Consider the following 16,692-nt stretch of genomic DNA (forward strand, 5'->3'; position numbering starts at 1 on the left):
ACCACGGTCAAGCCCGGATACCGCTGCTGTCGCAAACGTGTATGTCACTTGCTGGCTGGGCAGCGCTGGCGGCGTTGCGCTGTCTGAGCGCTGATAAATACTCACCGTCACTGAGTTCAGACCGTTCACCCCATCTGCACCATCCTTGAACAGCTGCACCGCACCAGAGAAACGCCCAGCCCCTACAGTTACAGTCGCACCGCTGCCACTTGCACTGGCAGCACGCACATATACCGGACTATTGCCTGCGGGAATTTCCTTAAACCAGCCGTTACCCAAATCCCCGACCGGCGAAACAATCGCACCCGCAGTAAAGCTGTACACCACATCGCCGGGGCCATCTGTCGGCGCAACAGCCGAGCGCTTGAATGCGTAGACGGTTGCATTCGACAAACCAGCCGCACCCGGCTGACCGTCATTACCATCCTTTACCCGGATAATCGTCTGCGTCGCTTTATACGTCTGACCATCACTGTTCAGTTCTGCTGTGATCTGCACTGCATCATCAGTCACGTCAGCATAAGACAGCGTGCGGGTCAGGCCAGCGCTGCCGATTAGCTTGCTTGCGCCGGTCACGGCAAATGTCGGCGCACCCGTCAGCCCGTTTAATACTGCTTCGATAGCAATCGCTGCAGGCGCTGCAACACCAGCCGCCACTTTGAACTGTAACGACGACACATTCAGCTGCAGCGACTTGCCCGCGCGCGGGTTTGTATTGCGCACCGGCGCACCCTGCAGCAACACGTCGCGCGCATTGACAATCGCACTCATACAAGCACTCCTAATCTGACTATCTGATTTTCAAACTGCAGCGCGCGATACACCACTTGCCCCGGTACACCAGCCGATAAGCCGAAACGCTGGTTTTTGATCATCACGTCCTGACCGAGTTTGACCGGCAATAAATCCGGCGTTCCGTCAAACTCAAATACACGCCGCTGCACTTTGTATAAGCTCAGCTGCCGCGCTGCTTCTGCATCTGCATCCGCTTTTGTCAGCAGCAGTGTTTGCTGTTGCTGCACGACTTCGTCCAGCTTGTACAGTGCGCGCACCGCATCATCTTTTGCGACTGTTTCCAGCCACTCAAGCGCAAACAGGTCTTTATGCTCTGCCGGTAATGCAGTCAGCAGCCCTGCCTGCACTGTCCAGTTTTTCGCGTAAGCAATGCGAACACCGGCCACCACGTCCGGGCGCTGCTTCTCTGACAGTGTTCGCTCCACCATCTGCGCGGGACCGATGGCGCGACCACCGGCCACCGGCGCGCGCACACGAAACAGCTGCAGCAGGCCGGTATTGCTTGCAATGACCTGCGCCCCGACACTTCCCGCCAGCTGCTGCAGGGCGCTGATGATGTTTGTGCGATCTGTCAGATACAAACCCACCGGCTGCGGGCAGCTGGCCTCGAATGCTGCGAACGAATCTGCATCGATGTCAGCTGCAGTCATGCGCGTGGCAACGGGGCCGAACTGGGTCACGATGCGCCGGATAATGCCGCCGACCGTATTCACATAACCGCCGACTGCATGCCCCTGCACACTGCATGTAATCGCGCCTGCTGCCGCCTGGTTCAGCGTGAAAGTGCCGTCTGCAGGCTGCTGCGTGAATGACACCGGCAGGCCGTTGTCGCGCACTTCGATCACGCTTTCAATCGCACCGGCATGCACCGCATATTTCAGCGTTGCAGCATCGATCAGCACTGGCGTCACGTTGTGACATTCACCGAAGCAAAGCGGCAGCAGTGATGCTGCTTTTGCTCCTGTGCCGCCGACGGTTTTTTCACTGATGGGCTGGTTCAGCAGCTGCATCCGGTCTTGCAGCTTCAGCGATATCGTGTCGCGGTTTTTTGCGATGACATCTGCCACCACACCGGAAAACACCAGCACAAAATCCGCGCGCTTCCAGCCGGGACCACCAATCCAGACTTTAATCGGGCGACTGCGCCAGACGTCATTCAGCCAGCTGTCGCGCCTTCCGTCTGCATTGCTGATTTCAATATCACCCGCAGCCAGCGAAGGCTGCGCGCCAACACCCACGGCCAGCCGCTCTTCAAAGCTGATACCGGGCGATGCCACCGGCTCATAAGCAAGATTCGGCGGCGTATCGTCCGGCGCTGTGCGATAAGCGAACGTCGATAAAAAACGGGTCTGTTCAGACCCGTTCACATTGACACCGACTTCAATCAGAAAGCCGCGCCGGTTTGTACCGGCCAGCCACTTCTGAAAATCTGCATCTGTCATTTCACCCCCTTAGCTGCGGCCGATTTTCTGCCCGCCACGCTTGTTCTTTCACCACGCGCTGATGTGACTCCGTGACCTTTTTCGCATTGTCACTTGCTGCCGTCATCGTGACATCGGCCAGCGTATCGGCCTGCTTCCACGCATCATCGCGCAACCCTTTGATTTCTTCCGTCATTGCCGCAACCTGTGCATTCAGCCGCTTGACTTCTGCGGCCAGCGCGGTCGATTGCTCTTCCGGCTGCGCAAAGCGCGACAAGTCCAGCGCAGGCGCAAGGTCTGCCAGCGGATCACCACCGCCGCCGCTGTAATGCCGCCAGACATTGCGATCACGCCCCAGCTCTTTCACTGCCTGCTCTACTTGCTTTGTCGCCTCAACACCGGCGCGCAGCGCATCGAGCGACGCTTGCCCCAGATCAGCCTGCTGCTTTGCCCAGACTTCCATTTCAGACGTGCTGGACATCACTGCAGCAAAGTCTGCCGTGTATTGCTCAGACGAAGCATTGACTGTGCGCGAGGCTTCTAAAAACGCATTGGCTGCACTGGTAATGCGCCCCTGTGCGTCTTTATCACCGGCGCGGGCTGCGGTCAGCGTTGCTTCATATTGCTGCCTTGCCTCCGCATACCTTTCCTGCGGCGTCTTTGTTGAAAGGCTTCCCAGCAGCAGATCAGCGCGGTATTTTTTGAGCGAATCGACCATGCCCAGATACCCGTCAATCTGCTGCTGAATCGCTTCTGCCTGCGCATTTTTTGCCGCCTGCACTGCATCGACCATGTCGCTGAACTGGCCTGTCAGTGCCAGCAGCTGGCCTGTCAGTTTGGCAGTGGCATCTGTGCTTGTTCCGGTTTTTTCAATCAGCGCGCGCAGGGCTTCTTTGCTCGCTGGCATAGCGATACCCAGCTTTGCAAATGCCTCGCGCACGTTGTTTGTCTGCATTGCAGCGCGTTCTGCATCGCTGAAATACTTGTCCCGGTACACACTCAGCGCGTCGCCCAGTTCTTTACTACCGCCTGCGCCGCCGATCATCGCTGCGCCCAGTGCCTGCCCGTTTAAGCCGACGTTTTTTAACAAGCGACGCACGTCCAGCAGCTGCGCATACGCATCCGCAAGGTCTTTTGCCTGCCCTGTCATGCCCTCCAGAATTTTGCCGACGCCGGACATTCCTTCCACGGCCAGCACTGACTGCCGGAAAATTTCAGCAGCGACATCGCCCTGTTTGTTTTGAACATTCTGATAAGCAATCGCAGACAAGCCAAAGCGCTCCAGCTGATAACGCGCAACTTCAACACCAGACGCGACACGCATCACTGTCTGCGTATAGCCTTCACCGACCTGACGGAATGCGTCTAAGCCCTTGAATGCCGCTTCAGACATCTGATCCATCACTTTGCTGATGACGCCGTTGATTGCGTCTTGCAGCGCCTGTCCGGTCAGACCTTTCAGCGAAACTGTGGTCGTGTCGATTTTCAGCGTATCCAGAATTTTGGTCACTTCGTCAGCGCTGGAACCCAAGCCACCAGCCGCCGCTTTCAGCGACTTTTCAAGATTGCGGAAAATCAGTGCGAACTGGTCAGACAGTTCAGACGACAAGCCCTGCGTCAAAACACTGTTGCTAGTGTCTTTTTTCAGACCGAACCAGCTGCTGCTCGTTGTCTGCACGTTCGCATACTGCGAATAGCCCTGACCCGCCTGCAGCGACCGCAAATCACCGCCGAACATCAGGCCAGCGTCTGTGATGGTTTGCGTTGTCTTGCCCCACAGGTTCGCCAGCCCGCCAAGTAAGCCGCCGATTAACGGGATTTTGCTTAGCAGATTGCCGATGACATTACCTTTTGAAATCACACCTTCCGCGACGCCAAAATTGCTGCCCGATGTCATGCCGTTAGTACGCAGCACAAGGTTTGTCAGACCAGCCATTGACGCTTCAATCGCCTGCAGGCTGGACAGCATGGCTTGATTGATCGGCAGCATCATGTCGCTGTTCTGTTTCAGAAATTCCAGCGACTTTGTGATTGACTCACTACGCGCAGCGGCATCGCCCCAGACGCTGCCGGTTCCTTGCGTTTTTTGACGCTGCGCGGCAAGGTCTGCACCATCATCACCACCACCGAAAAAGCCGGTCGCAAAGCCCAGCGCTGCCATCACCGCAGCCATTGCTGCCATGCGTGGCCATGCAGTGTAGGGATCGCCCTGCGCTTGCGTCGCCACAGCAACCGATGCAGCTGACGCCCCCTTCACTTCATCTGCAGCCACCGCGATACCGACACCCGCTTCAATCGCTGCTGCCTTTGTCGCTTCTGCGCCCAGCGTTGCCGCTGTAACGCTCTCAATCGACACCAGACGTGCCGCCATCGTTGACAGTGTCATTGCCAGCTGTATCGCCTGAAAAACCTGCTCAGCGGCCTGCAAAGCCTTGTATCCACGGCTTTGCTCATTGAAAAAGCCTTTTGCAGCACCGGCAATCTGGCCGTAATTCGCCAGCTGGTTTTCCATGCTCTTTTTGTTGATCGCGTCCATGCGCTTGGCCAGCACTTCCGGGTCGCCGTTTGATTCGCGTCTGGCCAGCGCGACCATCTTGTCATACGCTGCCGCGTTGATCGCGTTTTGCCGCATGGCTGCATCCAGTTTTGCGACAGATGAAACCGCTTCGGACAGCGCACCTTTAATCGCTGCACCGAAGTCTTTACCCTTTGTCGGGTCAAACAGCTTATCCAGCTCTTCGCGGGCTTTTTGCGCGTCTGCAGCGGCTTCCAGCGCCTTTTCTTTGCCTTCGTTTTCGTTGCGAATTGCGGCCAGTGTGCGGCGCTTTGTTGCGGCGTACTCCAGCGCTCCCGCATACGACAGATAAGCATCTTTCAATGGCCCTGCAACTTCTGCGGCCTCGCGCATGTTTTTTGCCAGCAGTTCATCTGCCTGCGCGTCTGCTTCCATCTGCTTCGATGCCAGCGCTTCAATTTCGGCTTTTGTCAGCCCGATCTGCGCGCTGCGCTTGCGCTCTGCATCGATCTGCTGATCCAGCGTTTTCAGATTGTCCTGCGCGGCTTTTTCCATGTCTTCCGCAGCCTTGCGCGCCGCCTGTTGCGCTATCACTGCCTGCTCATTGATCAGCAGTTTTTCCAGCATGCCGCTGATCTGGATTTTTTCAGCATCCGACAGGCGCAGAACACCGTCACGCAAATCCGTCATAATCCGCAGGCTTTCCTGTTCAGCAGGCGTCAGCTGGCGCACCATTTCAAGCTCAGCATTCTGTGCTGAAATTTTTTCGCGGATAGCGCGGGTCAGATTCGCATACGTGTTATCGACTTTCTCTTTTTCATCTTTGCCGCCCTGATGAAAATTCAGCTTTTCTTTTTCCGGCGGCGCTTCTTCCGCGCGCGCCTGTCGCCGCACTTCCATCGCTTCACGGATTTTTTCGCCCATCAGCTTCGGATTCCACAGATCATCAAAATCCGTTTTAAACTGCTTGCGAATTTCTTCTAATTCACGGTCACGGTCTTTCACTGCACCGAACCCGGATTTTCCTTGCTTGATCTGATCTATGATGCCGCCAACCATACGAACTTCTGCGCCGACTTCTGCACCCATTTTTCCGATCAGTTTTCCTGCAATACCCACCACACCGGACAAGCCCTGCACAACGTCTGCAACATAAGTCAGCGCCGTGACTGCACCGCGCGCCCAGTCTGTCAGCGTTCCGTCCTGCGACAACCCTTTAATGCCTTTATTCAGGCCATTGACACCGTTAATGTTATCCAGCCACGCCTGCGCCATTTCGTCCATGACCGGCAGCATGGCCATCGAAATCTGCTTTTTCCATGCCTCATTTGTGCCTTTGATTTTGACCATGTTGTCGCCGTAGTTGTCGGCCATTGCTGCTTGTTGCGCAGTCATTTTGCCGTTCAACTCACCGACCGCCGCCAAGTCTTTCAGCATTGGAATCAGCGATGCACCTTCTTTGCCGAACAGTGCCATCGCGACTGCGACCTTGCCGCCGCCATCCTGAAACTGATCCATTGCTTTCGCGATGGCCAGCATTTGTTCATCCGGCGACAGCTTTGAAAAGTCAGCGAAATCTATCCCCAGCGCTTTAATCGCCATGCCAGCGCCGCGCGATTCTTCGTCTGCGACCGACATATTTTTTGTCAGCCGGTTCAGCGCTGCACTGATTGCATCCAGCCCGGTATCCGACATTTTGCCGACACCGGCCAGCGCCGACAGCGACGACACTGCGACACCTGTGGCCGCGCTCAGGTCATGCATTTTCGCTGCGCCTTCGACAGCGCCCTTCACCATATTTGCGAAAGCATTCACTGACAAAATGCTGCCAATGCCGACAGACAGCGGCCCTAAGTAGCTGGTCGCAGTTTTAATCGGGTCAATCAATGACCCTAATGTGCCTTTCAGCACCGCCACCCGCGCTTCGATATCTTCTACCGTGTTTTTGACGACGCCTTTTGCAGACGTCATTTCCTGCCGCATCTGGCCGATGTCAGCACCCATCTGCACAATCAATTCACCGATTTTGACTGCCATCACGCACCCCCGTTAAACAAAAAAGGGCAAGGCCATCGCCTCACCCTTTTTTTGTCTTTGCACTTTCTTCTGCTTTGTATTCCAGCACTGCGCGCTCCATAATGCGCAGCCCTTCGAATACACCTTTTCGCCGCGCTACCGGCACACCCAGCATTTCCATGACTGGCGGAATAGCACTGTATTCCAGCCCCTGATAGACCGCACCCGCCATGCCTGCGATTACGCGCCACTGCGTTCCCAGCGCGCAAAATACGCCGACGGTTTCTACGTTGTCTGGCTCAATCTCGCAGACATCGTCTTCTGCATCGTTGTGCAGCAAATCATCTGCCACATCCTGCAGACCGAACAGTGCCAAATCTTCAGCCAGTTCGCTGTTATCGTCTGCAGGGCGGGCAGTTACCCAGTGCAGCGCGGCGTCTTTCAGTTTTTTGCTTTGATACCAGCATCAATTTCTGTAACCGCGCGAGTTACCGCTGTAATAAACGCCATACCAACCGGCCCCTTTGCAATTTCTCGCAGCGCTTCTTGGGAATACTCAATCGGCTTATTGTCTTCGTCCACGATGTCAGACCAGCCGACCATAAAGCGAGAAATACGCAGAACAGCTGCGTCAATATAGTCCTCACCTTCTTTCCTAGAAATATCGTCCAGCTCTTCATCAATCTTTTTGCGCTGCTCATTATTCAAGCGCAGAAATTTACCTTTAAATTCGACTTTCTTTACTTTTCCGCCATCCTGCGCCATTTCAATAAATACTGGCCAAGTCACTGGTTGGTCGATTTCTTTACGGAATACGAACATTTTTTTTCCTTACATTTTTTTGAGTGTGAGAATAAAAAAGGGCAGCTGCTGCTGCCCTTTTCGGTTTGCTTTTGTTTTACTGCGACAGATCACATAAAGCTGATAGTCAGCTCATCATTGCCCAGATCAGGCAACAGCTTCAGGCCAGTTTGCAGCATGACGATGTTGTCCATATCCGACAGCTGCGGCTTTGTCAGCTGTACGCGCGGCGCGTCGATTTTGACGATATTGCCTGCCACTGTGCCATGTGTGATAGACAGCGCGCCGACTGCGGCATTTTTAATGGCCGTGTACCAGTCTTTGTCTGCCATCTTTGTCGCTTGCTGCGTGATGCTGCCTGTCGGCTTGCTGTCTGTGATCAGCACTTGCTCAGTACCACCACCCAGCGTGCGGAAGGTTATATCGTTCGCCACATCAATCGACAAATCCGACACTACCGCGCCGAAGAAATCATGCAGGCGCGTATTGCGCGTATTGATTGCATTGACTGCAACAGGCGGCGTTTTACCCGCATACGATGCCTGACCAGCTGGCGCGTCTACCACCTGTGCGAACAGCCCCGTCATGCTGAATTTTGCTGTCGGTACTTTCTTATTGCTGAAGCTGAACGACACCGTGCCACGCACACCTAACATCTTATGCAGCACACCGTCGATATTGACATAGTGCGTCACGCTTTCCGGGTTGTCCGTAATACGGCGATACACCACTTGCGCCGGAATTGTGTATTGCGTTGTCGCGTCCGGCGCGGTCGCCAGCGGCGCTGTAAATACTGCGGTTTTTGTTGCGCCAGTGTATGACTTGATGACTGCAGACTGACCAGCGCCTGTGCCGCCCGTCAGATTGATCGTCATACCGACATACGCACCATCGACCGCCGATGCACCAGCTGCCAGCGGCATCTGTGTCACCGAACCACCCGCACTGGCAACACCAGTCACTGGCGCAGCCATAATGGTTTCCGACATTGAACATGCGCGCAGCAGCTTGCCCAGCTGCGGCACAGTACCTGCCGCGCCAGAACCGGACACTTCGACATCAAAGCTCAGCTTTACATATGCCGCTGCGATGATGTCTTCTGTGTTACCGAAATACGGCTGCACTTGCCCGCGCTCTTGCGCTTCGACTTCCAGCGGACTGAGATCAAGATTCGTCACCATGATGGCATCTACGACGCCGGGCGCTGCGTCGCTGCCGTATGTGCCTTCGACCTTTGTCGTGAGAATTTTTTTCTTCGTTCGCAAAACTCCTGTAGCTGGCATCATGCACCCCCTTTCGCTTTTTGTTGAACTTGCTGCACCGGCGCTGCTTGCTCAGCAGCTGGCGCGGCCTCCTGTTGCGCAGTTTGCTGCGCTACTTCTGCGGGCGCTTGTTCTGCTGTGCCACCGGCGCGCTTGACTGTACCGTCTGCGCCGATGACATAGCTGCCGCCCTGCGTTAATTGCTCCATTGTTAGCCCTTTACTTGATATGTGACTGAATAGCGAAAAGTCACCAAACACGCCCGCCCGTTAGCGCCGCCGTAAATCGGTTCATCTGCACTGCTTTCTTCGACCGATACAACATCCGGGAAGTCGTCCGATGCTTTCACCACCGGATCGAATTGCACGAAAAAGTTTTCTGCAACGTCTTCCGCCAATACTTTGGATGTGGCCACGCTGATGCACAGCTGCAGCTCGCGATTTCGCCAGCCTGTTGACTCAGACAGCAGAATGTCTTTGCCCCGATGTACTTTGATAACATCGTCGTCATCGATGTCAGCACCATCCATCACTACCCGACTGACCGGCAATCCGACGTTTTGCAGACGTCTGCAAACTTCGCTGATATACGCTTGCCGGAATGTCATGCTGACCCCAATGTTGCGACGCTGTATGAGCCATCCTCCGCATGCCGGATGCGCGTGACAGCGTAGATTTTTCCGGTCTTCAGGTTCTGGATTTTGTCATCTTTGCGCAGCGTGATTTCCTCGTTGCGAAATTCGACGGACGGGTCAGACATTTGCACCATGCCATCCATAACCAGCCCCTGCGGCTCTTCAAAAATTCCGGTGAAATCACGGTCAGCTGCTGCGCCGGATTTCACTACAAACGGCGTCAGAAAACCGACAGCTGAAAATGCCCGAAAAATCAAATTTTCCATGCTGCCGCGACAGCTTTCGCTGCCGCCTCCGGGTTAGGTTTTGATGATGCCTGCAGCGCGCAGCGATGCCAGCAGCGCATTGACCGTGGCCTTTGTCGCATTGGCCAGTGTCTGTGCTGTAGCGAGGTCTGCAGCGTTTGCGGCGGCGATGTCTGCGATTGCTGCCAGCCCGCCGCGCAGGAACTCTGCAGGGCTATCGGACAATGCTGCATTGATCGTCACATCACCTGCCGCCGCATCAGCCGCAGCAACACCGACAAAAATTCCTGCTGCGCTATCGGTCGTCAGCTTTTTCGCAGCGGCATCAAAATACAAGCGCTGACCCAATGCTGCTGCACCAGCTGCTTTTGGCAGGCGGAACACACCTTCACGATCCAGCGATAACTGTTCGCCAGCTTTTGCCGAATGCACTGCAACACCAATCAGCGCATTAACAATCACCAGATCACCACCGGATACATCCGCTGGGGCGACGATCTGCAGTACGCCGCCAACTACGATTTTGTTTTGCATAGGTTCTACCTTTCAAATGAAATAAAAAAAGGCCGTCAATACGGCCTCTTATTCAATACTGTGCGAATGCGGCAAAAGATTAGCCGCCTGCATTCATTACCATGTTGCGATAATCCAGCGCCTTCGCCACAAAATCCAGACGGGCTTTGACAAACATGCTGTCATTTTCCGGGTCAATACCCTGTTCGGTGTACAGCCCTTCCTCACCGTCCAGATAGCAATACTCGACTGTGTCCAGCATTTCGTTATCACCGAGCAGATACCATGCTTTTGACGATTTACCATCCAGACGGGCTTCAACAATCGGCGTCAAAATGCCATTGAACGGATTCGTATCGATAGCCTTTGCAGCGATCAGCTGGGAACTGCAAAACTGGATCGCCGCCGTTTCCAGCGCTGCCGGAACCAGCAAGAATTTCGGCGTCAGGTTTTGCACTGTGCCATCTGGCCCAGTCTGTGTGCGCAGCAGTTTGCGGCCTTCAGAAAGCGATGCAACAGAAATGACTGCCGATGTACCAACGTTCTTATGTTGGTCATCAAACAGAGGAATGCCGTCTGCCATTGGTGCATTACCAGTCAGGCAGCTGTAAACAATGTCAGCCTCCATTTCAGCGGCGGCACGCCCCATCAGCACAGGCAAGCGGGACAGGGCGTCAAGATCATCATTGATGATCATCTGGCGCGTAACAACCACTTTTTTACCGTAGGTCGCCAGACGCAGGGTCTCTTTCCCTTCCGTCAACATGCCGCGTTTGTATTCGCCACCGGGGGCAATCGTTTCAAATTTAAGCGCCGCATCAAATGCTGCGCGGTTCATATCACGGAAATCACTGAGCGTACCTTTGCGCGCCCATTGCGTGAATGTTTTCGGCGCATTGGTGTAACCACGACGCAGCGTACGGTTAATAACACCACCGAAGATTGTCGGCAAATCAGAAGGCGTTCCCGCACGATTGACCAGACCCAGTGCGATGCCGGTAAATTCACGCTGGTCCAGCCCTGCTGTGCTGATACCCTGCGCTTCCAGCGAGGCACGGCAGATTTCGCGCAGAGACATACCGCGATAGATACGACCCGCATCTGTCAATTGTGCTGCCGGGTTAATACGATGTTCCAGCGCGTTCTGAATGGCTGTACGACGAACATCTGTTTCGTCCTGTACAGTCGTAATGCGCGGCGTGCTTTGTGGCTGCGTAACAGCTGCTGCCGCTGAGCGCTGCACCATTCGATTGAACATTTCAGCGCGTACGGTTTCTGCGCTGACGCCACTGTCAATGAAGCCGCGTGTCAGTGCATCCGCATCTGCCACGCCTGCACTGCGCACGACTTCTGTGATGTCTGCAATGCGCTGACGTTCACGCAGAATATTTTGATCCTGTGCCGGTGTTGGTTGCGTTTGCACTGCGCGTGTTACATTGTTTTCTGGCTCTGCTGCCTGAGTTTGTGTTTGCTGTGCTACTTCCATGCTGTCACTCCCTGAGTTTGTGTTTGTGTTGCTGTTGTGAATACTGCGAACGACTTTAATTTCGCAGCCTTGGAAAACATCGTCTTTACGCACGACCGCATCCGGGTCTGCACCGATAGGAACCAAGCTGATTTCGTAAGGCTCCCAGTCAATCGCGCGGTAAATCCAGTCTTTATTGCCTTCTGCGCCTGGTTCGATCATCAGGAGTTTGTAGACCCGTGCGCCGACCGATACCTGCCGCAGAATTCCGTCTTTGATGTCGTTAAAAATGTCTGTAACGCCATCACGATTACTCATGCGAATCGTTGCCGCACCACCTTTATCCGGGGATGTCGCACTTTGAATCACACCCATGACTGCACTGACGTCATACGAATTGTGATTATTAAGAAATGGTGCATTACCCGACTCCAGCGTTGCCATTCGGCATGCGCCTGCATCAGTGCTTAATTCTTCGATATAGCGACGCTCACGCAGGTAGTCGTATCGTGGGACTTGTGACTTGGCAATCCAGCGAACGTCGAATGTACGTGTTTCCGCGTTGCTATTTCCGATATCCGCTTTACGCGCGACAGTGCCGACAGGTAACTGGCCGACCGTTTGCTGCTGGCCTGCCTGCTGTTGCTGCGCACCCGCCGAGCGAAAGATATGCAGCGGTGTTTGTTGTCTTTCCAAAATGAATCTCCCAAAAAAAGAAACCCGGCATTGCCGGGTTCAGGTTTCTTCGTCTGTTGCTGCTTTGGTTTGCGGCTGCAGTTGCGGGGCCAGATCATCACCCCGGATTTCTGCATCCATTTCTTCCGGGTCGTAACCCAATTCACGCTGCACCTGATGCCGTGACAGCACGCGCTGGTCTTGCAGCGTTTTGTAGCCCAGCGCTTCTTTTTGTACATCCAGCAGCGGTACGCGCGGGCAAGTGAATGAGAGCGGCATTTCCTGCTTTGTGATTGCACCGCGCAGATACGCCACCTTGACAAACATACGTACAATCCGCGTCATCACCATCGGCAGGAAAAGCAGTTCTTGGTATTGCTCGGTTTGCTGCCTAAATTCCAGCTTACCCATGCGCCCGGATGTGAAATTTACTTGCGAGTAGTCGCCGGTCATCTGTTCATAACTGACTTCTGAACCCGCAGCAATAGCTCGCAATTCTGTGCGCGTTGTTTCTTCGTAGCCATCTGACGGCGTTGGCGATGAAAAGTCCACACCTTCACCGGGGCGCAGGTAATGCACCATGCCGGGGCCGATGTCTTCAAGACCCGGATCAGATTGGCCAGCGACGCCGGGGACACCAATGCGCATATCATTTTGCTGCGATGTTACGAATACTGCGAAACACGCTTCAATTTTTTTACGTACTGCGTGCGCTTCCTGATACTCGTCCAGATCATTCACTTTCCAGATGGCGCATGACAGCGCTGGAAAGCCGCGCACTTGATTCGGCCTGCCCATTGCATCGAAAAAGTGCAGTACAAATTCTGCCGATACAAATTCGCTGACCATGTCGCGCGGTATTGTGTATTCACCCGGATGCGTTTTAAACAACCAGTAGCCGATACGCTTGCCGCGATCATTGAACTGCACGCCAGCGATAGCGAATCCCATTTCATTCCGGCCAGTTTTAAAACTATCCAGATGATCTGATTCCAGCACCTGAACTTGCAACGGCACTTTCAGCTTCGGGTCATCAAGAACATGAAAGCGCAGCAGGATTTCGCCGGATTCAATTTCGCCACGGCACAGCTGTGCAAGCCGCGCATTCAGCGATAACACCTCATCATAATCGGCTTCGTATTTACTCCAGTAGTCCCATAGCGCTTTCACTTTCGGGTCTTCCCACTTTGGGATAATGCCTGTGCCGACGCGGTTTGATACCAGCGTTTTTACTGCTTTTTTCAGATAGCCGTTATTCAGAATTAAGTCACGCGAACGGTTACGCACGATATGCAGACCGCTGTTAATTTCCGAATTGATGCTACCGGTGCCGGGCTTCCAGTTTGTGCTGCGGGCTGGCTTGGCGGCATTCATGCTGCGTTGCACGGCTTCATACTGCTTTCGCTCAAATACGCGACGGATACCGGCAGCAGGTGAGAATGCGCCGACGATACGATCCACAAAATTCATGATCTGATTCCTATCGGTTAAAGCGCAGGCGGGTTACACGCGTGCGCTCTGCGCTGCTGCCTTTTAACAGCTCTGCCGCGATGCGATCCCGCAGCCGCAGCATTTCGTCTACTGAGTGATATTCCACCTCGCGCCCGTTATGCTTCACTTTTTTTACGCCTGACTTGATGGCCGTATCAAGCGCATCTAAATCAGCTCCTGTGTATGCCATGTTCTACCTCCGTCGATTCATCCAGCCGCTCTTCGCGCGATTGCCCATCCACCCCGATTTTGCAGACGTCTGCAAAACGGCTGTATCGGGCGCTGGCGCGCTTTGTTGTGGCTGCTCTTCTGTTGATATTGCCTGCGCACTTGTGTGCGGCTCAGGCGCTTTTTGTGGCTCTGGCAGGGCTTCCTGTTGTGGCGGCTGGCTGAACAGATCAAATGTGCGCGGCTCGATGACTTGCTCCAGTGCCACCCAGTCTGATTCTTTGTAAAGGTTCAGCCGTAAGCGGGGATGGTATGCGCTGGCAAATCCGTACACTTTCAAGTCCAGCGCTTCATTGCGTGGGCGTACTTTGTCCCAGCGGTCTTTCGCTGGGTTGTATTCTTCAGCCAGTAATTGCTGGTAATACTCGTCGTCCATCCCTTCGGGAAAATTAATACGCCATGCTTCCGGCGCTGCATCACCGTCATTCAGCAGTGCATGACTGATGATTTCTTTCGCGGTATCTGTACCGACTGGCCACAGAAGAACACCACCTTCCGCCACCACCTGACCATCCTGCTTCACATCCTGCTTCGTCGCTCTGCCGATGACGGGTTTGCGTCTTTCGGATGCGCCTTTTAAAGCATAGACGCCCAGATGCTGACGTGTGCGGCAGTAGTCATAGACTTGTTGCGTAGATGACCCGCCCGAATCTATGCCAATCAATACCGGGCGCATCTGAACGCCGAAAGCGTTGGTGTATGTCAGCCTTTCAATCGCTGCAGTCAGTTCGTCCCATGTGCTGCTGTGGGTTGTATCCCCGTGGACGACGATATGATCTATCGTCCAGTTTTTCATGCCGCGCCCCCAGCCATCAACCGCCAGCTCCAGCCGGTCTTTCTGCGTATCGACTGACGCTGTGAGTATCAGACAGCCACGCGGAATTTCGCCGCGTTTGTAGCGGCCTGCGCGTGCTTTCAGCTGCTCCCATTTCACCGCGTTGCTTTTGATGACGTGACATTCAGCCAGAAAGTTATTCAGAAATGCGATCAGCTTAATGACATCTGTCTGCGCTTCTTCCCAATCTTTCGCCGCATCCGTCCAGTACCGCCAGCCCAGCGCCGCATACATTGCAGACAAATGAAAGCTCGCGGTTTTTCCGTCGCCTTTTGCTGTCGGCATCCAGTACGCGCGCGGATATTGCGCTTTCCATGCTGCTTCTGTGCCGTGGTAACTGCAGGCGCAGCAGTGATATTCCGCTTTCTCTGGTTCTCCTTTCGGCCAGCGCAGGTTCTTAAATTCAAAATACTGCGGATGATCACAATCTGGGCATGGCACAAAGTACCGGCGCTGATCGCCGCGCAGATACAGCTTCTCGATTTGCGACTTGCCTGCAATTGTCGGCGTAGAGTTTGCGTAAATCTTCGCGCGATGCCGGAAGTTTGATGTCCGGTTAATCGCCAGCGTTACCGGATTGCCCTGCCCGTCGATATTCAGCGCATATTCGTCTACTTCCTCCAGCAGCACATAACGGACAGACGTGGATTTCAGCGCGCTGACTGCGTTGGCCGTGGCCAGCACCATCATTCCACCGGGGAAGGATTTCTGCAGCTTGCTGGTCTTGCCGCCTTTCTTATCCGATGGCGGCACCCGCTTACTGAGTTCTTTTGTACTGACGCGCATTGGATCAAAGCGGTCTAACTCCCACTTTTCCGCGTCTTTTTCAGTTGCGAAAACACTCAGAATATTGCCAGCTGCAGTGCATATCGAATTGCCGATAAAATTTTCACCGGCGCATGAGCCGCCCAGCTGATGGCCTTTCATCGTCGCCACTAGCGTAAAGCGGCTGTTATCAAATGGCGTTGTATCGTCGTGGCTGTAGCGAGTGCAGCTGCTTGCTGTGCCGCTCAGCGCATCCATGATGCCGATCAGATAGGGTGTTCTGGCGTTCGTCCACGGCCCCGGCTCCGGCGTATTTGGCGGCAGAATCCGGTATTTCTCTGCCCATTCTGCGATGGATACTTTTTCGTCTGGTTTCAGCGCATCCGCAATTGTGCGCAAAAAAGATTCAATTGCCCCCATCGTTGACATCCTCCAACTGGCCCCGCATTGCAGCAGCAATGTCAATGCTGCCGAAGACGCGCGTTAATTCCGCCATTAGCCTGTTTTCGATTTTTATCGGGTCTGTTTCTGCAGCCAGTTCATCCATCACCCTGCCCGGTACATTCAGAATTGCATCGCGCACCATCCGAAATGCAGTGAATGCAAGCGGCCCTGCTTCAGCCAGCGGGATCATCTGACCTTTTTGTATCTGCAGTTCCAGCCGTTCTTTTTCGACCCGAATCTGTGCGATCTCTAAGCGCGCCTGACGCTGTGCGCGGTTAATTTTGTCGTCTTCGCTTTCCTCTTGCTCGTCCTCAGTATCTGTAGCAAGCGGATCAGCGCCAGTGCTGAAAAGATCGTCATCATCTGTTGCCGCCGGCGGGGCGCTTTTACCCGGCGGCGCTTTGAAAACGTCTGTGTTATTCATCCAGTCGCGGTCAGCAATAGCAGCATCAATCTTGCCGTTTCTATTCATTTTGATGCGATTGGTTCTAATTGCCTTCTGCACTGCCGACAGAGCAACGCCCCTGTGCCGTGCATAGGCGCGTAAGCTCATTTCGGAAGACATCATTTTCCTTTCTTACTGACCA

General features: G+C 54.3%; 15 protein-coding genes. All 15 read right to left on the minus strand.

From position 1 onward, the window contains the following. On the minus strand, positions 1-771 hold a 771-nt coding region (locus IE092_RS17400), incomplete at its 3' end, for a hypothetical protein (RefSeq protein WP_189358757.1). After that, positions 768-2,237: a hypothetical protein gene (locus IE092_RS17405; protein WP_189358760.1), complete on the minus strand. Its 1,470-nt coding sequence runs from the start codon at positions 2,235-2,237 to the stop codon at positions 768-770. The genes IE092_RS17405 and IE092_RS17400, both read right to left, overlap by 4 nt. Before the next feature lies 1 nt (position 2,238). Further along, the gene (locus IE092_RS17410; RefSeq protein ID WP_189358762.1) at positions 2,239-6,768 is read right to left on the minus strand and encodes a phage tail tape measure protein; all 4,530 of its coding nucleotides are present in this window, start codon (positions 6,766-6,768) and stop codon (positions 2,239-2,241) included. Between the two features lie 40 nt (positions 6,769-6,808). Continuing rightward, positions 6,809-7,123: a DUF1799 domain-containing protein gene (locus tag IE092_RS17415; RefSeq protein WP_229793243.1), complete on the minus strand. Its 315-nt coding sequence runs from the start codon at positions 7,121-7,123 to the stop codon at positions 6,809-6,811. A gap of 65 nt (positions 7,124-7,188) precedes the next feature. After that, positions 7,189-7,569, minus strand: a complete 381-nt coding sequence (locus IE092_RS17420; RefSeq protein ID WP_189358764.1) for a hypothetical protein — start codon at positions 7,567-7,569, stop codon at positions 7,189-7,191. An 89-nt stretch (positions 7,570-7,658) separates the two neighbouring features. Beyond that, positions 7,659-8,834 carry a phage tail tube protein gene (locus tag IE092_RS17425; protein WP_189358766.1) on the minus strand — a complete coding sequence of 392 codons (1,176 nt, stop codon included), beginning with the start codon at positions 8,832-8,834 and terminating at the stop codon, positions 7,659-7,661. Next, positions 8,831-9,019: a hypothetical protein gene (locus IE092_RS17430; RefSeq protein WP_189358767.1), complete on the minus strand. Its 189-nt coding sequence runs from the start codon at positions 9,017-9,019 to the stop codon at positions 8,831-8,833. The genes IE092_RS17425 and IE092_RS17430 overlap by 4 nt, the downstream gene beginning before the upstream one ends. Positions 9,020-9,021: 2 nt before the next feature. Further along, entirely contained in the window at positions 9,022-9,339 is a 318-nt protein-coding gene (locus IE092_RS17435; protein WP_189358769.1) for a hypothetical protein, read from the minus strand. A 74-nt stretch (positions 9,340-9,413) separates the two neighbouring features. After that, a complete protein-coding gene (locus IE092_RS17440; RefSeq protein WP_189358771.1) occupies positions 9,414-9,710 on the minus strand; it encodes a hypothetical protein in 297 nt (98 codons plus the stop codon). A gap of 33 nt (positions 9,711-9,743) precedes the next feature. Next, the gene (locus tag IE092_RS17445; protein WP_189358773.1) at positions 9,744-10,223 is read right to left on the minus strand and encodes a DUF2190 family protein; all 480 of its coding nucleotides are present in this window, start codon (positions 10,221-10,223) and stop codon (positions 9,744-9,746) included. A 79-nt stretch (positions 10,224-10,302) separates the two neighbouring features. After that, positions 10,303-12,363, minus strand: a complete 2,061-nt coding sequence (locus tag IE092_RS17450; RefSeq protein ID WP_229793244.1) for a prohead protease/major capsid protein fusion protein — start codon at positions 12,361-12,363, stop codon at positions 10,303-10,305. 39 nt (positions 12,364-12,402) lie between these two features. Next, the gene (locus tag IE092_RS17455) at positions 12,403-13,812 is read right to left on the minus strand and encodes a phage portal protein (RefSeq protein WP_189358774.1); all 1,410 of its coding nucleotides are present in this window, start codon (positions 13,810-13,812) and stop codon (positions 12,403-12,405) included. A 10-nt stretch (positions 13,813-13,822) separates the two neighbouring features. Beyond that, positions 13,823-14,023, minus strand: a complete 201-nt coding sequence (locus tag IE092_RS17460; RefSeq protein ID WP_189358776.1) for a phage head-tail joining protein — start codon at positions 14,021-14,023, stop codon at positions 13,823-13,825. 3 nt (positions 14,024-14,026) lie between these two features. Further along, the gene (locus tag IE092_RS17465) at positions 14,027-16,081 is read right to left on the minus strand and encodes a phage terminase large subunit family protein (RefSeq protein ID WP_189358778.1); all 2,055 of its coding nucleotides are present in this window, start codon (positions 16,079-16,081) and stop codon (positions 14,027-14,029) included. Then, on the minus strand, positions 16,068-16,673 hold the full coding sequence (locus IE092_RS17470; RefSeq protein WP_189358779.1) for a hypothetical protein: 606 nt from the start codon (positions 16,671-16,673) through the stop codon (positions 16,068-16,070). Before IE092_RS17470 ends, IE092_RS17465 begins: the two co-directional genes overlap by 14 nt. Between the last annotated feature and the right edge of the window lie 19 nt (positions 16,674-16,692).

Origin of the sequence: Cognatundibacterium squillarum (assembly GCF_014652435.1) — a bacterium.
In the GTDB taxonomy this organism is placed as follows: Bacteria; Pseudomonadota; Gammaproteobacteria; order Burkholderiales; family Burkholderiaceae_D; genus Undibacterium; species Undibacterium squillarum.